We start from the raw sequence: 21,378 nt of genomic DNA on the forward strand, positions 1-21,378 counted from the left end.
CGCGAGTAATGATGCGTCCATGCGGTACGACGTGGTCGTCATCGGGTCCGGCTTCGGTGGCAGCGTCACCGCGCTCCGACTGGCCGAGAAGGGCTACTCGGTGGCGGTGCTGGAAGCCGGCCGCCGCTTCGCCGACGACGAGTTCCCGCAGACGTCCTGGCGGGTTCGCCGGTTCCTCTGGGCACCGAAGCTGGGCTGCTACGGCATCCAACGGCTCACCCTGCTCCGCCCGGCCGACAGGCGATCCGGCGGCGGGGTGCTGGTGCTCTCCGGCGCCGGTGTGGGCGGCGGTTCGCTGGTCTACGCGAACACCCTCTACGAGCCGCTGCCGGCCTTCTACAGCGACCCGCAGTGGCGGGACATCACCGACTGGCGCGACGAGTTGGCCCACCACTACGACCAGGCGAAACGAATGCTCGGCGTCACCACGTACCCGGTGCACACCGGCGCGGACCGCGCCATGCGCGCGGTGGCCGAGCGGATGGGGGTGGGGCACACCTTCCACGCCACCCCGGTGGGCGTGCACATCGGCCGGCCCGGTGAGCGGATCGCCGACCCGTACTTCGGCGGTGCCGGCCCGGAACGCACCGGCTGCCTGCACTGCGGCTCGTGCATGACCGGCTGCCGACACGGTGCGAAGAACACACTGGTGAAGAACTACCTCTGGCTCGCCGAACGGCTCGGGGTCACGGTCCGTCAGTTGACCACTGTGACCGCCGTCCGGCCCGCCGACGGCGGTGGGTACGAGGTACACACCGAACGCACCGGCGCCTGGCTGCGCAAAGGCCGGCAGGTCATCCACGCCGACCAGGTGGTCTTCGCCGCCGGGGCGCTCGGCACCCAGCGACTGCTGCACGGGATGCGGGCCGACGGTGCGCTACCCGGGCTCTCGCCCCGCCTCGGCGAGCTGACCCGGACCAACTCGGAGGCCATCCTCGGCGCTTCGGTGCCACTGCAGCGGGCCCGGTCCGAGCGGTTGGACTACACCGAGGGGGTGGCCATCACCAGCTCGTTCCACCCCGACCCGCAGACACACATCGAGCCGGTCCGCTACGGGCGTGGCTCCAACGCGATGGGGTTGCTCCAGTCGCTGCTGGTCGACGGCGGCCCGCACCGGGTACGCCGCTGGCTGGGCAGCATCGTGCGGCAGCCCCGGTTGGCGGCGCGGATGCTGTCGGTACGCGGCTGGTCGGAACGGACGGTGATCGCCCTGGTCATGCAGTCGGTGGACAACTCGCTGACCACCCGGTGGCGGCGTGGCCCGCTCGGCCGCAGGTTGGTCACCGGCCCGGGCCACGGCACGCCCAGCCCCACCTGGATCCCCGCCGGCAACACCGCCGCCCGAATGCTCGCCGACGAGATCGGCGGCACCCCCGGCGGCTCGCTCACCGAACCCTTCGACATCCCGATGACCGCGCACATCCTGGGCGGGGCGGTCATCGGCGCCACCCCGGCCGACGGGGTGATCGACCCCTGGCACCGGGTGTACGGGCACGTCGGGCTGCACGTGGTCGACGGCGCGGCGGTCTCGGCCAACCTGGGCGTGAACCCGTCCCTGACGATCACCGCGCAGGCGGAGCGGGCGATGTCGTTCTGGCCCAACAAGGGCGACAGGGACCCCCGCCCGGCCCTCGGTGCCCCGTACCGCCGCCTCACACCCGTACCCCCGCACCACCCGGCCGTCCCGGCGGACGCCCCGGGTGCGCTGCGTTCCTGAACCCCGCCGGCCGCCACGGCGAGCCGGTGCCGGCAGCGCCCGTGACTGTCGGTAGGCTTCGTGCACATGAGCCTGCCTCGCCCCGTCCTCGTGGTGGACTTCGGAGCCCAGTACGCCCAGCTCATCGCCCGCCGGGTCCGTGAGGCGAAGGTCTACTCCGAGATCGTGCCGCACTCGATGCCGATCGCCGAGATGCTGGCGAAGAACCCCGCCGCGATCATCCTCTCCGGTGGCCCGGCCAGCGTCTACGCCCCGGACGCGCCGCAGATCGACGCGGGCGTGTTCAGCGCCGACGTGCCGGTCTTCGGCATCTGCTACGGCTTCCAGGCGATGGCCCAGGCGCTCGGCGGCACAGTCACCAGGACCGGCAACCGTGAGTACGGTGGCACTCCGCTGCGCCCCCGCCTCCTCGACCCCGGTGTGCTGCTGCGTGACCTGCCGGCGGACCTGCCGGTCTGGATGAGCCACGGCGACTGCGTCACCGAGGCCCCCGAGGGCTTCACGGTGACCGCCGAGTCGGCGGGCGCGCCGGTCGCCGCATTCGAGGACCTGGCCGGTCGCCGGGCCGGCGTGCAGTTCCACCCGGAGGTCGGGCACACCGCGCACGGCCAGGAGATGCTGACCCGCTTCCTCTACGACATCGCCGGCATCGAGCCGACCTGGACTCCCGAGAACATCATCGACGAGCAGGTCGCCCGGATCCGCGCCCAGATCGGCGACAAGGAGGTCATCTGCGGCCTCTCCGGCGGGGTGGACTCGGCGGTCGCCGCGGCGCTCGTGCACAAGGCCGTCGGTGACCAGCTCACCTGCGTCTTCGTCGATCACGGCCTGCTGCGCGCCGGCGAGGCCGAGCAGGTGGAGAAGGACTACGTCAGCGCCACCGGCATCAAGCTGAAGGTGGTCGACGCCACCGACCGGTTCCTCGGCGCGCTCGCCGGAGTGACCGACCCGGAGCAGAAGCGCAAGATCATTGGTCGGGAGTTCATCCGGGTCTTCGAGGCCGCAGCCCGCGAGATCGCCGCACACGGCGACGTCGAGTTCCTCGTCCAGGGCACCCTCTACCCCGACGTGGTGGAGTCCGGCGGCGGCACCGGCACCGCCAACATCAAGAGCCACCACAACGTCGGCGGCCTCCCGGAAGACCTGAAGTTCGCGCTGGTCGAGCCGCTGCGCACCCTGTTCAAGGACGAGGTCCGGACGCTCGGCCTCCAACTGGGCCTGCCCGAGGCGATGGTCTGGCGGCACCCGTTCCCCGGCCCCGGCCTGGCCATCCGGATCATCGGCGCGGTCGACCAGGAGCGCCTCGACCTGCTCCGCCAGGCCGACCTGATCGCCCGCGAGGAGCTGACCGCCGCCGGCCTCGACCGGGGTGTCTGGCAGTTCCCGGTGGTGCTGCTCGCCGACGTGCGCAGCGTCGGCGTGCAGGGAGACGGGCGCAGCTACGGGCACCCCGTGGTGCTGCGCCCGGTCTCCAGCGAGGACGCGATGACCGCCGACTGGTCCCGGCTGCCCTACGACGTGGTGGCCCGGATCTCCACCCGGATCACCAACGAGGTCGCCGAGGTCAACCGGGTCGTCCTGGACGTCACCAGCAAGCCGCCGGGCACCATCGAGTGGGAGTGAGCGCCGCTCAGGCCGCCGGCGGCGGGCTGAACGGGATCGTCGGCGTGCTGGACGGGGTAGTCGGCGTGCTGGACGGGCTCGTCGGCGGGTAGGGCGGCGTCGAGGCGTACCCCTGCGGTGGCCCGCCGGGCGCGGGCCCGGCGGTGGGCGGCGGGCCGGTCTGCGGCGCGACGCCCGCGGTGTGCGGCCAGGCCGGCGCGCCGCTGGGCTCCTCCGGCATCAGGAACCACATGATCGGGTACGCGAACAGCGCGAGCCCACCGGTGAGCAGGCCGGTGACCGCGAAGATCACGCGGACCAGTGTGGGATCGACGGCGAAGTAGCGGCCGACGCCGCTGGCGACCCCGGCGACCATGCGGTCGGTGGTGGGTCGCCGAAGCTGCTTGTACGGGGCACGGGGAGCGGTGGTCGATGTCATACCCCCACGGTCCGCGCTGGTGCCCGGCCTGCCCTCGGTGACCGCCCGGATCCTTACCCTGACCAATCCCTGACCGGGACCAGATAGTCAGGAATCCGACTCTTTTCCGTTCCGGTAACCCGGCCCGGGGAGAATTTGCTTCCGTGACCACCTTGCTCAAGCCGCTCCGCAGGATCGCGGCATACGCAGTTTGTGCTGATACGAGCGGCCGAGTCTTGCTGGTCCGCGCATCGGAGCGCTCCGGCACCCCCGGCGCGTGGTCGCTGCCCGGCGGGGCGGTCGACCACGGCGAGGACCCGAACCACACAGTCGTTCGCGAGACCGCCGCCGAAACCGGCCTCTCCGTCGCCGTCTCCGGCCTGGCCGACGTGCTCGCCGACATGCGGGCCCTACCGGACCGCGGCATCACCATCCACACCGACCGGCTGATCTACCGGGTGGTCGTGCGCGGTGGCACCCTCGCCGACCGGGTCGGCGAGCGCCCCACCGACCTGGCCCGGTGGTACACCCTCGACGAGGCGCGCGAGCTGCCGCTGCGCTCGTTCACCGCACGCGCCCTCGGGCTGCCCGCCTCCTCGGCCGACGTGGTGCCCGACGAGGCACCCGAGTTCCCCTCCTTCTACGCCGTGCCCGGCCCCGACGGGCTGCACCGGGCCCAGCGCTTCGCCGCGTACGCGGTCTGCACCGACCCCGCCGGCCGAGTCCTGCTCACCCGCATCTCCGACGGCTACCCCGGCGCCGGCTGCTGGCACCTGCCCGGCGGCGGCACCGACTACGGCGAACAGCCCGGCGCGGCACTCATCCGAGAGCTGATCGAGGAAACCGGCCAGGCCGGCCGCCTCGTCGAGCTGCTCGGCGTCGCCAGCCACCGCGACGCCGCCTCACTCGGCCCCGAGGGCTACCCGATCGACTGGCACGGCGTACGCGCCTTCTACCGCGTCGTCGTCGACCAGCCCAACCCACTGACCGTGGCCGACGTGGGCGGCTCCACCTGCGAAGCCCGCTGGTTCGGCCGCGAGGAGTTGGGCGCCCTCCCCACCGACCGCCTCACCGAGGTGACCGCCGAAGCAGTCCAAGCCGCCCAACTCACCTGACCCCGACCGGTCCGCGAGGGCCAGCGGGGCACCGCGCCGCCGGCCGTGCCTCGGGCGTCGTGCCTCGGGCGTCGCGCGTCGGGCCTCGGGCCTTGGGCGTCGCGCCTCGGGCGTCGGGCCTCGGGCCTCGGGCCTCGGGCGTCGGGCGTCGGGCCTCGGGCCTCGGGCCCCGCGCCCCGCGCCCCGCGCCCCGCGCCCCGCGCCCCGCGCCCCGCGCGCCGGGCGCCGGGCCTCGCGCGTCGCGCCTCGCGCCTCGCGCCTCGCGCCTCGCGCCTCGCGCCAAGATCGCGCAACATCCAGGATGTAGTGGCCTCACCGATGCGCCGATGCCGCTACATCCTGGATGTTGCGCGATCTTGAGCTCGGGAGCACCCCCCGCTGAGGGTTCCGCCCGGGCCCCCGGGGCGGGGGTTCTGAGCGCCACCCAAGGGGTCATCGGGCTTCTGTGAGGTTGGTGCCTTCAGCCCGTGATCAACTCGGGTTCCTTGAAGGCGCGGTATTCCGGCGCCCGGGATACCGCGCCTTCCTTGAACCCGAGTTGATCAAGCGTTGGTCTCGACTCCCGCGACGCGAATGGACTCCACAATGAGGGTTAATGGGATGAAGCGGGCTGGCCGCAAAGCAGGCTGAAGGGGTCTTGAGGGGCTAATCGGTCGTCGTCAAGGGCCGGCTACCTCGGCTCGAACGCGCCGGCTCGCCAAGCTCGGCGGGTTCCCCGTGAACCGCCTCGCGTTGATCATGAAGTTATTGTCGGAACGCGAGATGGATGGCGATAACTTCATGATCAATAGTTGTGGGTGCGAAGCGGGGGGCGAGCAAAGGTGCAATTCACGCGGCGAGTCGGGGCCTACGGGCTTCTGTGGGACTCGGGCCGGGTCTTGGTGGTTCGAGACGGGGCGGAGGGTGAGTTTCCCGGGGCCTGGCGGTTGCCCGGCGGCGCCGTCGGGCATGCCGAAGACCCGGAGCGCGCCGTGGTCCGCGAGGTCGCCGAGCAGGCCGGGCTGACGGTCGCGGTCACGCGACTACTCGCGGTGGTCGCCGATGTGGCCAACCTCCGGAGGGCAGGGCCGCGCTGCACACCGACCGGCTTCTGTTCGAGCTCAGCGCTCCCCGCGACGCGCTGTCCGACGGTGCGGGGTCTGAGAGCGCACTGTCCACGCGGCGGTCACGCGAGGACGATCTCTCCAACGGCGCACCGGCCGATGGGGCGTCGCACAAGGGCGCGCTTCCCAGCGGCGCGGGGCCTGAGACCGCGGGGCCTGAGGCCGCGGGGCCCGAGGCCGCGGGGCCCGAGGCCGCGGGGCCCGAGGCCGCGGGGCCCGAGAGCGCGGGGCCCGAGGCCGCGGGGCCCGAGGCCGCGGGGCCCGAGGCCGCGGGGCCCGAGGCCGCGGGGTCTGAGAGCGCGCGGCTCGGGGGCGGGTCGCGGGGCGTCGGGGCTGGACTGGTCGATCAAGCTTGCTGGCTGTCGCTGGCGGAGGTGGCGCAGTTGCCGCTGCCCCCGTTCACCGCCGAGGCGCTCGGCCTGCCGGTCACCCCACTGCCGCCGGCAGCGCACCGTTCGCGGGACCTGTTCCCGCCGCAGCACCCCGACCGTCGGCTGCGCTTCGGGGCGTACGGGCTGGTCACCGACCCTGCCGGGCGGATCTTGCTGACCCAGATCGCGGAGGGCTACCCGGGGGCCGGCCTGTGGCATCTGCCCGGTGGTGGCACTGATCACGGCGAGCAGCCAGCCACCGGGTTGCTGCGGGAGCTGGTCGAGGAGGGCGGGCAGGTGGGCCGGGTCGTGGAGCTTCTCGGCGTCAACAATCTGCACAATCCCGCCGCGCTGGGCCCGGAGGGCCGACCTTTGGACTGGCATGGCGTACGGGTGATCTATCGGGTGCTGGTGGACGTACCCACCGACGCGGTGGTCACCGAGTCCACCGGAGGGTCGACGGCGAGGGCGGGGTGGTTCACCCGCGAAGAGGCGACTGACCTGCCGTTGAGCGACATCGCTGCCGTGGCAATCGGACAGAGTGGCCGATAGCACCCCGCTCGATGAGCCGACTTGGTGACCCTCCGGTACAGTCAATGGCGGGAATGATGGAGGAAACGGGCGATGAAGCCCGGGATGGGAACAAGCGAGCGGTTCGAGCGGTTTAAGCCAGATATAAGTACCGCCGGCAGCTATCGCCAAGCCATGTTCCCCTATGCGATGGTGTACTCCGCAAAACGGCTGCCGGGCCATGCAAGGTCCGGCACGAGACAGCCGGACACCCGCCACTTGGCGGTCAGCAGATCCGGTGATGGAGGAAACGTGCCGAGAGCCCCATGGCGCCGGCGTCGTACTACTGACAGTCCGCGCCCCGCAGGGCGTCGCTGGGCGGGCCGGTTGCGCCGCAGCAGCACGTTCGCCCGCCAGGTGCTGTTGGTCCGGGTCGGTCGCCGCGACGGCGACCTGCACCCGACCGACCTGGCCCCGACCGAGCACCGGTACGCCGATCGGCAGCGCCGTCGCTACGGCCTGGACCGGCTCAGCCGGCCGACATTGGGCGTGGACCCGACACTGGGCCTGGACCGAGCCCACGTCGACGCGGTCATGCCGGTCAGTCCGGCGATGCCGCCAATGACGCAGACCGACGAGGCCCACTCGATCCCACTGCTTCCCGGCGAGCGCACCATGGCGCGCCGGATGAAGTTCGCCCTGGTCAACGCCTGCACGCTGGCCAGCCTGATGCTCGGCATGCTGGCCATCTTCCTGGCCATGCAGGGCGAGGTGCGCATGGCGGCGCTCTGCCTGATCGCGTGCGTCGGCTTCGACGGTCTGGACGGCGCGCTGGCCCGACGGCTCGGGGTGGCCAGCCCGTTCGGCGCACAGATGGACTCCCTGGCCGACATGTGCTCGTTCGGTCTCGCCGCGCCGGTAGTGGTCTACGCCTCGCTCGCCGGCTCCGTCTCCACGGCGGCAGCGGCGGTGGCGTGCGCCCTGGTCGCGGCGTGTGCCGCGATTCGACTGGCCCGCTTCAACGTCTCGCCGAAGGACGGCAGGTTCTTCTGCGGGGTGCCCACCACCATGGCGGCCGCGGTGCTCGCCGTGACGGTGGCGATCGGTCTGCCGGTGCCCGGTGCCGTGCTGGTCGCCGGGGTGGCGCTGCTGGCCTTCGCGATGGTTTCGAGCTTCCCGTACGCCAAGCTCGCCCGCCTGGTGAAGTTGCCGCCGTGGCTCTGGCTGGCCCCGGTGATCGGCGCGCTGGTCGACATCCGGCTCACGTTCGCCCTGATCGTGGTGGGCTACCTGGTCAGCGGGCCGGTTCTCTGGCTGCGGCAACGTCGTACCGCATGATGTGAGCAGAAAGAACGGGGCGCCGCGGACAGCGGCGCCCCGTTCCTCGTTTGCGGGTCAGCGCCAGCGGGCGATGACAGTGGACCCGCCGACCACCTTGTCGCCCGGCCCGACCAGCGGGTCCGCGGCCTCGGCGGGCAGGTAGACGTCGGTCCGGGAACCGAACCGGATCAGCCCGAAGCGCTCGCCCTTGGCCAGCAGCGCGCCGATCGGCGCGCGCTGCACGATCCGGCGGGCGATCAGCCCGGTCCGCTGCGCGACCACCACCGTGCCGCGAGCGGTGTCCAGCACCGTGTACGCGGCGACGTTGTGCTCGGCGTCCGGCTTCATCGCGTTGACGAAGCCGCCATCGGCGACGAAGTAGTCCACCACCTTGCCGGCGACCGGGGTGCGGTTGACGTGCACGTCCAGCACCGACAGGAACACGGCGATACGCAGCCACTCGCCGTCGCCGAAGCGCTCGTCGTGCAGCCGCTGCACCGACAGGACCTTTCCGTCCGCGCTGGCGACCACGGCACTCGGGTCCTCCGGCACGTCCCGTTCGGGATCCCGGAAGAACGCGGCGACCGGCCCGGCGGCCAGGGCCGGCAGCAGCCACAACTTGGACGACGGACGCGTCACCCGGGCCAGTGCCGCGAGGCCCAGCGCGATGCCCGCCGCGGCCACGCCGTTGGAGTCGATGTGCATGCCCCGGGTCACCGGCACGCTCGACGGCCGGTACGCGGGGGCCAGGCTGTCGGCAGTGGCCGGGCTGGCCGGGGTGAACCGCAGTCGGTAGACCCGCACCGGTGGCGAGTTACGCAGCACCAGATCGGCGCCGACGCCGTAGAGGGCGTCCTGTCGAGCCAGCTCGGCGGCGGCACCCTCGGTGCGGCCGGGCGTGGCGACGGTCGCCACGCTCAGCACCGCCCCGTCGGTGAGGTACTTGGCCAACCCCTCGACGCCGCTGCGGGTGGCCTCGGCGGTGCCGGTGAACGCCTCACCGGCGATGACGACAGCGGCGGCCTCGGCTTCGGCCAGCGAGTCGACGACGCTCACCCGGTCGGCGACCCAGCGGCCCTGGGCTGTGACGTGCTCGAGCAGCGCCGCAGCGCCGAACGGCTCGGCGGGCACCACGGTGAGCCGGTCACCGGGGAGCAGCGCATCGACCGCCGCGGCCAGCACCGCGGAGTCCGGGGTCACCCCGACCAGCAGGGCGGCCTTGGGGTCGTTGATCCGGGCCAGCTCGGCGACGAGGGTACGGGCGGCTCGCTCGCCGATGCGGACCGGACCGGACCGGCCGGTGGTACGCACGGCGGGGGACTGGGTCATGTCGGGCGGGCTCCTGACGGGGGTAGAGACGGGAATCGCGGCGGGACCGCCATGGGCGGGACGGGCCGGCCGGCGGAGGCGAGATCTCCACCAGCCAGCATATGCGTCCGTCCGCGCCGGCCGCACCGCCGTGGGGATGCGGTGGACCGACGCGGACAGCTGCCCGAGGTCAGGCTTCCCTGCGCGGACCCTCCCGCTCGTCACCCGGCTGGTCGCCGAGGGCCTCGACCGGTTGGTCGGATCGGGTCGGCTCGTGCCCGTCCGACGAGACCGGGCGGTCGAGGTTTCCGACGGTCGGCTCGTCGTCTCCGTTGCCGGGTTTGCCGGAGATGGGCTCGGTCGGCGACTCCGACGGCGCATGTGCCAGCCAGGCCGGGTGGATCACGTCGGTGGCCGGCACGTCCTGCGCCCGCACCTCAGTGGTCGGCGTCTCCAACGTTCGGTCCGAGACGAGCGTCGGGTCCGAGGAAGGCGTGTCCCAGGTGGACCGTTCGGCTTCCCAGACCGGCAGGGCCGTGCCGGACGTCGACGTGGCGGCGCCGGAGACGGGTGCGCTGGAGACGAGTGCGCTGGAGACGGGTGCGCCGGAGACGGACGTGCCGGAGACGGGGGCGACCGACTCGGCGGCCCCGGCCTCGGCAAGCGGCTCCGGCTGGTTCGGTCGGCCCGAGCGCAGCGCGCCGACCAGCCCGAAGACCCCGATCAGGATGAGGGCGCCGGCCAGGAACCAGCCGACCGGCGGCAGCGCGAGCCCGAGCAGTTGGGCGAGCAGCCACCAGGCGGACAGCGCCAGGAACACGAGCCCGAAGGCGAACGACACCAGATCCGTGCGGTGAGCCTTCACCGGGTCACCTCCAGGTTGCCGGCATTGACATGGATGTAGAGGCGCAGGGTCCCGCCGCCGGGCCCGTCCGCGCCGACGTCGGTGGATTCCCGCAGGCGGCCGTCCAGCCCGCCGGAGCGGTTGCCGAAGACGGTGGCGTCACCGGCGTTGACGTCGGCCACCGTGGTGACGTCCACGTTCGGCGGCACGACCACTGTCGCCTTGCCGAAGTTGACGGCCACCGTCACCTGGCTGTCCCGTTTCGCGAAGTCGATCCCGCGCAGGTCGAGCACGGCGTCACCGAAGCTGTTCTCGTACCGGTCCGCCAGGTCGCGGTAGTCGGTGGGCGCCCAGGTCACCGCGCCGTCGACCCCCCGGATCCGGTCGTAGGACTCGGCGACGGTCGCCGTGCCCAGCGCCGCCGCGGTCACCAGACCGAGCGCGATGAGCCAGCGTGCCCGCCCGAACCACGTGCCGACCAGCAGGCCCAGCGCGATCGTGGCCAGCGCGGCCGCGAAGTACGCCGAGGCGCTGATGGCGAAGACGTCCAGCAGGTCGAGCAGGGCGACCAGACCGAGCACCAGGAAGATCAGCGAGAAGGTCACCGCGCCGAGCGGCGACCGTTCCTTGGGGCGCTTCGGCGGCTTCGGGGGCTTGGGCGGAGGAGGCGGGGCCGGTGTCGGCGAAGCGTACGGGCCGTGCGGCGCGAACGGAGGGCGGTAACCGGAGGGTGGCGGGGCGGTCGGATAGCCGGCCGGGGCGGCGGGTGCGCTGCTCACCGGTGGCGACGGCCAGCCGGCGCTGGGCATCGCGGTGCTCGGCCAGCCGGGCTGGGCAGCCGTCGTGCCGGCCGGTTGCCCGGACACCGGGCCGGCCCCGGACACCGGCTGCGTCGCCCTGGTCGGAGGCGCGTCGTACGCCGGGATGGTGACGCTGGGCGTCGCCCCCGTCGTCGCGGTGGCGTACCCCGGAGCGGTGCCGAACATCGGCGGTGTCGCCGCTGGGCCGGTCGACGGCGCCGCGCCGTAGGACGGTGCGGGCCAGGTCACCGGTGGGACGACCGGCCCGGCCGGATTCCCGGGCGGTGCGGCGGGCGGCGGACCACCCGGCGTGCCGGGCCGTGGATTGCGGCCGTCCCGGTTGAGCAGGAGCGCGCCGGCGACCAGGATGGCCGCGCCGAGCAGCACCGCGCGGAAGGCGTCGGTGACGATGTACGCGAAGCTGGCCGCGACCAGGATGCCCAGGACGATCACCGTCACCGGGGACATGCTGGAGCGACCACGACCGAGCATGGACTCGACGGGGGACGCGGTGTCGCCCTCGTTCGGGATGATCAGCCAGGCGGCGACGTACACCAGGATGCCGATGCCCCCGAAGAACCCGAGGACCGCGAGCAGCACCCGCCAAAGCACCGGATCGGTGTTGGTGGCCCGCCCGATCGCCGCGCAGACACCGGCCAGATACCGCCCCTCGCGCGGCCGGACCAGCCCGTACCGCGAGGTGAAGCCGGTGCCGCCCAGCGGCGGTGGCGGCGCGGACGGACCGGGACCACCCGGCCCGGGTGGCGTGCCGCCCGGGCCGTAGCCGGTGCCCGCCGCGAACCCCGGGCCTGGGCCGTAGCCCGCCGTGGGCGGCGCGTAGCCGTCGGCCGGCTCGTTGGGCGCGGTGCCGGCGGTCGCGTCGGTGCCGGCGTGCGGATCGAACGTGCTGGGCTCGGTCCATTCGGCGGGCGTGGTGGTGGGCGGGGGCGGTGCTGAACCGCCCGGCTGTGCCGACCCCGGTCGGGGCGGCGGGGCAGCTTCCTCGGTCATGCTTCGATCCTGCTGCCCGGTCCACCCGAACGACCTCAGGACCCGACCCTGACCCCACCCTGAGATCCGGCGGCCGGAATGTCGGGGGCGTCCCCGTGGTCGCGGACGCCGCAGCGTGTGACGATCGAGTCACCGACCTCGACCTGTCCGCCACAGTGACCAGGGAGCCTCCGATCAGCACCGTGACCTCGCCCCCGCGCCTCTACCGCGCCCCGGAGCACCGGATGGCCGCCGGCGTCGCCGCCGGTATCGCCGACCATCTCGGCATCTCGGTGCTGCGGGTGCGCGTCGCGTTCATGGTCCTGCTCGGGCTGAGCGGGCTCGGCCTGCTGCTCTACGCGGCCTTCTGGGCGGTGGTGCCGCTGCGTCCCGGTGACACCGCGGTGCCGCCCCGGCGGGACGTCGCCCAACTCCTGCCGTTCGTGGGGATCGGGCTCGGCGTCCTGTTGATCCAGGTGATGGTCTTCGACTCGGTCGGCGCGGCAGGCACAGCCGGTTGGTTGGTGGCCATCATCGCGGTCGGCGCCGGGGTCATCTGGCACCAGTCCGCGCCCGAGCGGCGGCGACAGTGGGGCGAAGCGATGCCGGTGCCCTGGCTCGGCGCGGTCGTCGAGGAGAGCGACCGGCGGGCCTTCGTGCTGCGGTTCATCGGCGGGGGAGTGCTGGTCGCGGTCGGCATCATCGGCGTCGCTGCCGTCTACTCGCCGGCACAGAACTTCGACGCGGTCATCAATGGCGTGATCTTCGCGTTGGTCGGGCTGGCGGGCGTCGGCGTGGTTGCCGCGCCGGTGCTCTGGCGGACGTACAGCCAGCTCCGCTCGGAGCGCGAGGGGCGCATCCGCGAGCAGGAGCGGGCCGAGTTGGCCGCGATGGTGCACGACCAGGTGCTGCACACGTTGGCCCTGATCCAGCGCAACGCCGGCGACGTCAAGACGGTGCAGCGGCTGGCCCGAGGGCAGGAGCGTTCGCTGCGCAACTGGCTCTACAAGCCGACCGCTTCGCCGAGCGAGCGCTTCGCCGCCGCTCTGGAGCAGGCCGCGGCCGAGGTCGAGGACACCTTCGCCATCAGCGTGGAGACGGTGGTGGTGGGGGACCGGGAGACCGACGAGAAGGTCGGGGCGCTGGTCGCTGCCGCGCGGGAGGCGTTGGTGAACGCGGCCCGGCACGCCGGCGTGCAGACCGTGTCGCTCTACGCCGAGGTGGAACCGGATCAGGTCAGTGTCTTCGTCCGGGACCGGGGGAAGGGCTTCGATCCGGATACCGTGGAGGACCACCGGCACGGCGTACGCGGCTCGATCATCGGGCGGATGAAGCGGCACGGCGGACGGGCCGAAATACGGTCCGGCCCGGGGGAGGGGACCGAGGTCCGGTTGATCCTGCCGATCTCCCGGGACTCGTCCGCAGCGGAGAGGAACAGATGACCATGGCCGAGCAGTCGACCGAGCACCTCGACCCGGCGGATGCCCGCCCCGAGCGGCTGCGGGTGTTCCTGGTGGACGACCACGCCATGTTCCGAGCCGGGGTGCGCGCGGAGTTGGGTGCCCACGTCGAGGTGGTGGGCGAGGCGAGCACTGTGGCCGAGGCGGTCACCCGGATCGCCGCCGTCGGCCCGGACGTGGTGCTGCTCGACGTGCACATGCCCGACGGCGGCGGTCGCGCGGTGCTGGAGGCGATGCGGCGTACGCACCCGCAGGTCAAGTTCCTCGCGTTGAGCGTCTCCGACGCGGCGGAGGACGTGATCGGGCTGATCCGTGCCGGTGCCCGCGGGTACGTCACCAAGACCATCTCCCCGGACGAGTTGGCTGCCGCGATCCGTCGCGTGGCCGACGGGGACGCGGTGTTCAGCCCTCGGCTGGCCGGGTTCGTGCTGGATGCCTTCGCGGCCCGGCCGGACGCGCCGGTTGCCGACCCGGAGCTGGACCAGCTCACCAACCGTGAGCGGGAGGTGCTGCGGCTGCTGGCCCGGGGGTACGCGTACAAGGAGATCGCCAAGGAGCTGTTCATCTCCATCAAGACGGTGGAGACGCACGTGTCGAACGTGCTGCGCAAGCTTCAGATGTCCAACCGCTACGAACTTTCCCGTTGGGCGGCGGATCGCCGCCTCGTGTGACGGCGCGTCGGCACCGGCGAGGATCAGAGAAACGTCCGGCGCGCCCTCGTACACCCAGCCGGTGATCGTGCCCGGGTAGCCGTGGGGGCCCTCATCCGGATGGGTCGAAACGTGAGTGGTGACGGACGTCCCACAGCGCTCGGGTGACCTCGGGGCTCGCGCACGGGCCGAGGCCCGTTGCTCGGGTGGCGCAACGTATTTCCTGGTCAGTGCCGCCCGCGTCGGGCGTTTTATGATCATTTTTCAAGTATCGGCAACGTGGCGGGCAACTAACGGCTTGATAACGGCACCTTCACGGAAGAGGCCAGTGGGTGTCACAGTGGCAGCACCTCACCATCGGTGTGTGGCACTCCGTACGCCCCACGTCCACGATTCTGCCGATCCCGGCGGCCCGTGGGTGTGTCGATTGCGTCGTGCCGCGCCTCTTTGGTGAGGGAGCCCGGCGGATCGGAACATCAGGGGTGTCCCCAACTTCCCTGTGGTCCCGGCGACCCGCGCCCCGGGGTGGTCGGGCGGTGTCACCCCCAAACGTGCGTGAAACCCACGACGGAACCTGGTTAGAAAGAGGAGGCCCCTCGGAATGAGAGTCTCGAAGCGGGCGACGAGCGCCATCGCGCTCAGCGCGGCTGTCGCGCTTGTCGCGACCGGTTGCTCGAGCGGCGGTGACGGCGACACTGCCGCCAGCGCGGACGGCTCGATCGTTGTTCACGGCGTCCAGCCGGAGAACCCGCTGGTCCCGTCGAACACCACGGAGACCGGCGGCGGCAAGATCATCGACTGGCTGTGGACCGGCCTGGTCGAGTACCCGAACGACGGTGGGGCCCCGCGTAACGCGCTGGCGGAGTCCATCAACACCACGGACTCCAAGGTCTTCACGATCAAGATCAAGGCCGGTACCAAGTTCCACGACGGTACCGAGGTCAAGGCGAAGAACTTCGTCGACGCCTGGAACTGGGCCGCCTACTCGCCGAACGGCGCGCAGAACGGCACCTTCTTCGCGGACATCGCGGGCTTCGACCAGACCTACACCTCGGACCCGGATGGCGCGGAGGGCCCGAAGAAGGCTCCCGCCCCGTCGGCCAAGGAGATGTCCGGCCTGAAGGTCATCGACGAGCAGACCTTCGAGGTCACCCTGGCAGCGCCGACCGCGGTCTTCCCGACCAAGCTCGGCTACAGCGCCTTCATGCCGCTGCCGGACGCGTTCTTCGCCCAGAAGCCCGAGGAGTTCGGCCGCAAGCCGATCGGCAACGGCCCGGTGAAGTTCGTGTCGTGGGACGACAACGCCCTCATCAAGCTGACGCGCTTCGACGACTACAACCTTCGCGACAAGATGAAGGTCAAGGACGTCGACGTCAAGCTCTACCAGGACGACAACGCCGCCTACGCCGACCTGCTGGCCAACAACCTCGACTTCATGGAGGTTGTCCCCACCTCGGCGCTCGCCGGTGACAAGTGGAAGACCGACCTCGTTGACCGGGGCCGCTCGACCGTCACGCCGTCGACCGCGTTCATCGCGTTCCCGATCTACGACAAGCGCTTCCAGAACCCGAAGCTGCGTCGTGCGGTGTCGCTGGCGGTCAACCGGCAGGAGATCTCGGACAAGATCTTCTTCGGTACCCGCAAGCCGGCCGACAGCTGGGCGAACCCGCTGACCCCGGGCGCCAAGCCGGGCAACTGCACCGCCTGCAAGTTCGACCCGACCACTGCCAAGCAGCTGCTCGCCGAGGCCGGTGGCTTCACCGGTGAGATGGTCTTCTACTACAACGCGGACTCCGCCCACAAGGACTGGATGGACGCCGTCGCGCAGCAGGTCAAGACCAACCTCAACATCAACGCTCGGGCCGAGGGTGTGCCGACCTTCGCGGTGTTCCGCCAGAACATCAACGCCCACGCGATGAAGGGCCCGTACCGTGCTGCCTGGCAGCAGGACTACCCGGACGTCGAGAACTGGGTGAACCCGCTGTTCGTCACCAACGGCTCCTCGAACGACGGCCTCTACACCAACCCCGAGGTCGACGCCCTTGCCAAGCAGGCCAGCGGCGCTCCGAGCCTGGAGGCCTCGCACGAGGCGTTCGCCAAGGCGGTCGAGAAGGTCGACCAGGACGTCCCGAGCATCCCGGTCTACTTCTACGGTCAGCAGTCCGGCCACTCGGAGAAGATCAAGAAGCTCGAGATCAACAACGTCGGCGAGATCGACATCACCTCGGTCGAGCTCTGATCCGAACGGTCTGACCCCGGGTCGGGCTCGCCACATCCGGTGAGCCCGACCCGGGGCCGTTCCGCGATTGGGTGTTACAACACTCCACTCGCACGTTGTCACCACCGTGTCGGCCGTCCGACGCGCCCCCTGTCTGGAGGACCATCCCATGGGCCGTTATCTGTTGAGACGGCTGCTCCAACTCGTGCCTGTCTTCATCGGTACGACGTTCCTGATCTACTGGCTCGTCTGGGCCGTCCCGGGCGATCCGTTCGCTGGTAAGTGCGGCGAGCGTCGCTGCCCGGACCAGTACATCAACTTCATGACCGAGAAGTACCACCTCGACCAGAACGTCTTCGTGCAGTACGGCAACTACATGAAGAACCTGCTCCAGGGCGACTTCGGTCAGACGTTCCAGCAACGCGAGATCAGCGACATCATCCTGACCGCGTACCCGAACACGCTGAAGCTGGCCCTCGTGGCGCTCGCCATCGAGGCGATCATCGGCCTCGGCGCCGGCGTGCTGAGCGGCCTGCGGCGTAACGGCTTCCTGGACAACCTGGTCCTGGTCTCCACCCTCTTCCTGATCGCGCTGCCGGTCTTCGTGGTCGGCTTCGTGCTCCAGTGGCTGCTGGGCGTGCAGTGGGGCATCATCAAGCCGACCGTCTCCTCCGAGATGCGGTGGTCCGAGCTGATCGTGCCGGGCTTCGTGCTGGGCAGCGCGTCGGTGGCGTACATCGCCCGGGTGGCGAGAACGAGCATCGCGGAGAACCGTCGCGCGGACTACGTGCGTACCGCCATCGCCAAGGGCCTGCCGATGCGCCGGGTGGTGGGTGTGCACCTGCTGCGCAACTCGCTCATCCCGGTGGTGACCCTGCTCGGCACCGACCTCGGTGCCCTGATGGGTGGCGCGATCGTCACCGAGGGAATCTTCGGCATCAACGGAATCGGCCGCCAGGTCTTCCGGGCGATCATCACCAAGGAAAGCGCCACGGTGGTAGGAATCGTGGTCGTCCTGGTGCTGGTCTATCTCGTGATGAACCTGCTGGTTGACCTGCTCTACGCCGCCCTGGACCCGAGGATCCGTTATGAGTGACCCGAGTACCGCATCGATCGTCAGTACCCCTGGCGCACACCCCACCGACTCCGCCGCCCCCGCCACCGCGGGCCAGCCGCAGAGCAACGAGAAGCCGCGCGGCCTGCTCGGCGACGCCTGGCGGGACCTGCGGCGCAAGCCGCTGTTCTGGATCTCGGCCACGCTGATCGTGATCTTCCTGCTGATGGCGGCCTTCCCGGCGCTGTTCGCCCCGGGCGACGCGGTCAACGGCTCGCTCTCCCGCAGCCTCGACAAGCCGTCCGCCGATGGCTGGTTCGGCTACGACGTGCAGGGCCGCGACGTCTACGCCCGGGTCATCTACGGCGCACGGGCCTCCATCGTGGTCGCCGTGCTCTCCGTGCTGGGCACCCTGCTCATCGGCGGAACCATGGGCATCATCTCCGGTTACCGCGGTGGCTGGGTGGACGCACTGCTCAGCCGGATCGCCGACGTCTTCTTCGGTCTGCCGTTCGTGCTCGGCGCGATCGTCATCCTGACCACCTTCAACGGGTCGGGCGCCGGCAACAGCAAGGCCCAGATCATGGGCCTGGTGACCGCGTCGCTGATCGTGCTGAGCTGGCCGGTCGTGATGCGGCTGATGCGCTCCTCGGTGCTCGCCACCAAGGAGGCCGACTACATCGTGGCGGCCCGCGCGCTGGGTGCCGGCACCGGTCGAATCATTCTCAAGCACCTGCTGCCGAACTGCCTGGCCCCGCTGCTGGTCTACGGCACGATCATGGTCGGCTCGTTCATCGGCGCCGAGGCCACCCTGTCGTTCCTCGGCGTCGGTCTGAAGTCGCCGGTGGTGTCCTGGGGCATCATGATCAGTGATGGGCAGAATTTTGTCCGGGTCGCGCCAGGGCTGGTGTTCTTCCCCGCCGCGTTCCTCGTCACCGCAGTGCTGAGCTTCGTGATGCTCGGTGAGTCGGTCCGCGAGGCCCTCGATCCGAAACTCCGCTAGGGGAGATCCAGTGTCCGACATTCTCGTGTCCGAGCAGTCAGCGCCGGGACCCGGCGGGTCCCGGCGTCCCTCCGGCCGGCTGCTCGAGGTCGACGACCTGCGGGTGGAGTTCCGTACCCGGGACGGCGTCGCAAAGGTCATCAACGGGGTCACGTACCACGTCGACGCGGGGGAGACCCTCGCCGTGCTCGGCGAGTCCGGCTCCGGTAAGAGCGTCACCGCGCAGACCATCATGGGCATCCTCGACACGCCGCCCGGGTTCGTGACCGGTGGGCAGGTCCGCTTCCACGGCAAGGACATGCTCCGCATGTCCGACGAGGAGCGGCGCCGCATCCGCGGCGAGGGCATCGCGATGATCTTCCAGGACGCGCTCTCCGCGCTGAACCCCGTCTTCACCGTCGGGTTCCAGATCGCCGAGCAGTTCCGGGTCCGCCGGGGCATGGGCCGCGCCGAGGCCAAGAAGCGCGCGATCGACATGCTCGACCAGGTCAAGATCCCGAACGCCAAGGGTCGGTTCAACAACTACCCGCACCAGTTCTCCGGCGGTATGCGCCAGCGCGCGATGATCGCGATGTCGCTGGCACTCGACCCCGAGGTGCTGATCGCGGACGAGCCGACCACCGCCCTCGACGTGACGGTGCAGGCCCAGATCATGGACCTGCTGGCCGAGCTTCAGCGCGAACGGCAGATGGGCATGATCCTGATCACCCACGACCTCGGTGTGGTCGCCGACGTCGCGGACCGGATCGCGGTCATGTACGCGGGCCGGATCGTCGAGGAAGCCGACGTGTACGAGCTGTACGCCAAGCCGGCGCACCCGTACACGCTGGGTCTGATCGACTCGATCCCGCGCCTCGACGAGAAGGGGCAGCAGCTCCGGACGATCAAGGGCCTCCCGCCGAACCTGATGAACATCCCGCCGGGCTGCCCGTTCAACCCGCGGTGCCCGATGGCTCAGCCGGTGTGCCGGGAGAAGGTCCCGCCGCTGCTGCAGGTCGGCCCCGCCCGGGCCAGCGCCTGCCACTTCGCCGAGGAGCTGGTGAACCGTGTCTGAGAACATCCTCGAGGTCAATGACCTGGTCAAGCACTACCCCGTCACGCAGGGTGTGGTGTTCAAGAAGACCGTCGGCCAGGTCAAGGCGGTCGACGGGGTCTCGTTCGGTCTGCGCGCCGGTGAGACGCTCGGTGTGGTCGGCGAGTCCGGCTGCGGCAAGTCGACGCTCGCCCGGGTGCTGATGAACCTGGAGAAGCCGACCGCGGGCAAAGTGGTCTACAAGGGTCAGGACATCTCCAAGCTGTCCGGCGGGGCGCTGCGGCGTCTGCGCCGGCAGATCCAGCTGGTCATGCAGGACCCGTACACCTCGCTGAACCCGCGGATGACAGTCGGTGACCTGCTCGGTGAGCCGTTCGAGATCCACCCGGAGGTGGCGCCGAAGGGCAGCCGCCGGGCCAAGGTCCGCGAACTGCTCGACCTGGTCGGGCTCAACCCCGAGCACATCAACAGGTACCCGCACCAGTTCTCCGGCGGTCAGCGTCAGCGCATCGGCATCGCCCGCGCGCTCGCCCTGCGGCCCGAGATCATCGTCTGCGACGAGCCGGTGTCGGCTCTGGACGTCTCCATCCAGGCCCAGGTCATGAACCTGCTGGAGCAGCTCCAGGGCGAGTTCGGTCTCTCGTACGTCTTCATCGCGCACGACCTGTCGGTGGTCCGCCACCTGTCGGACCGGGTCGCGGTGATGTACCTCGGCAAGATCGTCGAGATCGGCACCGAGGACGAGATCTACGAGCGACCGACCCACCCGTACACCCAGGCTCTGCTCTCCGCGGTGCCGGTTCCGGACCCGACGCAGCGGAACAACAAGACGATCATCCGGCTCACGGGTGACGTGCCGTCGCCGATCAGCCCGCCCTCAGGCTGCCGGTTCCGGACCCGCTGCTGGAAGGCGCAGGACGTCTGCGCCGAGCAGGTCCCGCTGCTGGAGATCCGTCGGGACTCGGACCACCCGAGCGCCTGCCACTTCGCGGAGAAGCGCGAGATCGTCGCCACCCACGAGGTGTGAGTCACCGAAACCGCCTGCCGCCGTCACCACGACGACGGCAGGCGGTTTCGTCTGTCAGTGACCCGGATCGGCCGCGCGGCGCCTGGCCGCCCACGCGGCGTCAGCAAGCACGACGGGCGGTGCGGCTCACCAGGTGACCGTGGCCCGGTTCAGCGCGGGCTGGGGCGGCTCACAGCGGGCCGCGGCCCGCGCGGAGCAGCAGCAGGGCCAACTGGGTGCCGTCGGCGCCGAGCGCGACCCGGAAACGCTCCAGGATCTCCCGTTCCCGGGAGAGCACCAGGCGGGTTCCACCGGACGCCATCCGGGTCACCCCGACCTCCTGGGACAACGCGGCCCGCTCCTGCCAGAGCGTGATCAACGCGTGGTCGATCTCGTCGATCCGTTCCCTGATCTGCACGATCCGCGCCGAGGCGGACGGCTCCTGGGTGCCGGTCTGCTGCTCGGCCGGCTCGGCGTCCGCACCCGTCGGTGGTGTGGCCACCGCCGGCTCAGCGCCCTGCGCGGCGGGCTGCCCCGGTCGGATCGGGCTGCCGCTCTGCTCCATCACGTCTGTCATCATCGGGTACCTCTCGCACTGTGGTGCCCGGTGCCCGGAACCTGGGACGGAAAAAGCCCCGGACTCCAGGAGCCCGGGGCTTTAGCAGGTCTGAATCGATCAGGCGCGACCTACGGCAGCCGGACTCCCGGTGCCATAGTAAAAGTAGAAGCGCGCAGCGATCACGCCGTCGAGTATGCCCACGTCGTTGCCGGGTGCGCAAGCATTCCGCGTCGCGAAGGGCACCGGTACCCCCGGTGGGCGTGCCGGTTGGTGGTGCGCGCGGTCGGGCACGAGCTG

At 70.9% G+C, this 21,378-nt stretch carries 14 protein-coding genes and 4 pseudogenes; 13 read left to right on the forward strand and 5 right to left on the reverse strand.

Annotated elements, in window-relative coordinates; translation table 11 throughout:
- Positions 1-19 precede the first annotated feature (19 nt).
- Both OG598_RS31035 and guaA read left to right on the forward strand, forming a co-directional pair.
- Entirely contained in the window at positions 20-1,717 is a 1,698-nt protein-coding gene (locus OG598_RS31035; protein ID WP_328652162.1) for a GMC family oxidoreductase, read from the forward strand.
- A gap of 66 nt (positions 1,718-1,783) precedes the next feature.
- Positions 1,784-3,340, forward strand: coding sequence for a glutamine-hydrolyzing GMP synthase (guaA, locus tag OG598_RS31040; RefSeq protein WP_124856346.1), 1,557 nt, complete (start codon positions 1,784-1,786; stop codon positions 3,338-3,340).
- A gap of 109 nt (positions 3,341-3,449) precedes the next feature.
- On the opposite strand, the pseudogene OG598_RS31045 reads toward guaA, so the two are convergent.
- A pseudogene (locus OG598_RS31045) lies at positions 3,450-3,758 on the reverse strand (PspC domain-containing protein); the annotation flags it as partial.
- 143 nt (positions 3,759-3,901) lie between these two features.
- On the opposite strand from OG598_RS31045, the gene OG598_RS31050 reads away from it, so the two are divergent.
- From OG598_RS31050 to OG598_RS31065, 4 genes and pseudogenes are all read left to right on the forward strand, one after another.
- Positions 3,902-4,852, forward strand: a complete 951-nt coding sequence (locus OG598_RS31050) for an NUDIX domain-containing protein (RefSeq protein WP_328652164.1) — start codon at positions 3,902-3,904, stop codon at positions 4,850-4,852.
- Between the two features lie 821 nt (positions 4,853-5,673).
- Positions 5,674-5,886 (forward strand): annotated as a pseudogene (locus OG598_RS33600) (NUDIX hydrolase); the annotation flags it as partial.
- A 365-nt stretch (positions 5,887-6,251) separates the two neighbouring features.
- Positions 6,252-6,878: pseudogene (locus OG598_RS31060) on the forward strand (NUDIX hydrolase); the annotation flags it as partial.
- A 345-nt stretch (positions 6,879-7,223) separates the two neighbouring features.
- Positions 7,224-8,174, forward strand: a complete 951-nt coding sequence (locus OG598_RS31065) for a CDP-alcohol phosphatidyltransferase family protein (RefSeq protein WP_328652165.1) — start codon at positions 7,224-7,226, stop codon at positions 8,172-8,174.
- Between the two features lie 57 nt (positions 8,175-8,231).
- Here OG598_RS31065 and OG598_RS31070 read toward each other — a convergent pair whose 3' ends face one another.
- The 3 genes and pseudogenes from OG598_RS31070 to OG598_RS31080 all read right to left on the reverse strand — a co-directional run bounded on the left by OG598_RS31070 (position 8,232) and on the right by OG598_RS31080 (position 12,119).
- The gene (locus OG598_RS31070) at positions 8,232-9,485 is read right to left on the reverse strand and encodes a phosphatidylserine decarboxylase (protein ID WP_328652166.1); all 1,254 of its coding nucleotides are present in this window, start codon (positions 9,483-9,485) and stop codon (positions 8,232-8,234) included.
- A gap of 595 nt (positions 9,486-10,080) precedes the next feature.
- Positions 10,081-10,329, reverse strand: a pseudogene (locus OG598_RS31075) (hypothetical protein); the annotation flags it as partial.
- Positions 10,326-12,119 (reverse strand): PspC domain-containing protein, encoded by a 1,794-nt coding sequence (locus OG598_RS31080; protein WP_328652167.1) that lies wholly within the window; start codon positions 12,117-12,119, stop codon positions 10,326-10,328. The pseudogene OG598_RS31075 and the gene OG598_RS31080, both read right to left, overlap by 4 nt.
- 155 nt (positions 12,120-12,274) lie before the next feature.
- Here OG598_RS31080 and OG598_RS31085 point away from each other — a divergent pair, with 155 nt between their 5' ends.
- The 7 genes from OG598_RS31085 to OG598_RS31115 all read left to right on the forward strand — a co-directional run bounded on the left by OG598_RS31085 (position 12,275) and on the right by OG598_RS31115 (position 20,543).
- Entirely contained in the window at positions 12,275-13,540 is a 1,266-nt protein-coding gene (locus OG598_RS31085) for an ATP-binding protein (protein WP_238687763.1), read from the forward strand.
- Positions 13,541-13,542: 2 nt separating this feature from the next.
- Complete coding sequence (locus OG598_RS31090) at positions 13,543-14,229, forward strand: response regulator (protein WP_030337843.1); 687 nt, start codon at positions 13,543-13,545, stop codon at positions 14,227-14,229.
- A 580-nt stretch (positions 14,230-14,809) separates the two neighbouring features.
- Positions 14,810-16,447, forward strand: coding sequence for a peptide ABC transporter substrate-binding protein (locus tag OG598_RS31095; protein WP_328652168.1), 1,638 nt, complete (start codon positions 14,810-14,812; stop codon positions 16,445-16,447).
- 148 nt (positions 16,448-16,595) lie between these two features.
- Positions 16,596-17,522, forward strand: a complete 927-nt coding sequence (locus tag OG598_RS31100; RefSeq protein WP_196919739.1) for an ABC transporter permease — start codon at positions 16,596-16,598, stop codon at positions 17,520-17,522.
- Positions 17,515-18,483 carry an ABC transporter permease gene (locus tag OG598_RS31105; protein WP_328652169.1) on the forward strand — a complete coding sequence of 323 codons (969 nt, stop codon included), beginning with the start codon at positions 17,515-17,517 and terminating at the stop codon, positions 18,481-18,483. The genes OG598_RS31100 and OG598_RS31105 overlap by 8 nt, the downstream gene beginning before the upstream one ends.
- 25 nt (positions 18,484-18,508) lie before the next feature.
- Positions 18,509-19,537 (forward strand): ABC transporter ATP-binding protein, encoded by a 1,029-nt coding sequence (locus OG598_RS31110; protein WP_328655486.1) that lies wholly within the window; start codon positions 18,509-18,511, stop codon positions 19,535-19,537.
- Positions 19,530-20,543 (forward strand): ABC transporter ATP-binding protein, encoded by a 1,014-nt coding sequence (locus OG598_RS31115; RefSeq protein WP_328652170.1) that lies wholly within the window; start codon positions 19,530-19,532, stop codon positions 20,541-20,543. Before OG598_RS31110 ends, OG598_RS31115 begins: the two co-directional genes overlap by 8 nt.
- Before the next feature lie 169 nt (positions 20,544-20,712).
- Here OG598_RS31115 and OG598_RS31120 read toward each other — a convergent pair whose 3' ends face one another.
- A complete protein-coding gene (locus tag OG598_RS31120) occupies positions 20,713-21,102 on the reverse strand; it encodes a chorismate mutase (RefSeq protein ID WP_238668337.1) in 390 nt (129 codons plus the stop codon).
- Positions 21,103-21,378 lie beyond the last annotated feature (276 nt).

Source organism: Micromonospora sp. NBC_00330 (assembly GCF_036136635.1).
GTDB classification, from domain to species: domain Bacteria; phylum Actinomycetota; class Actinomycetes; order Mycobacteriales; family Micromonosporaceae; genus Micromonospora; species Micromonospora salmantinae.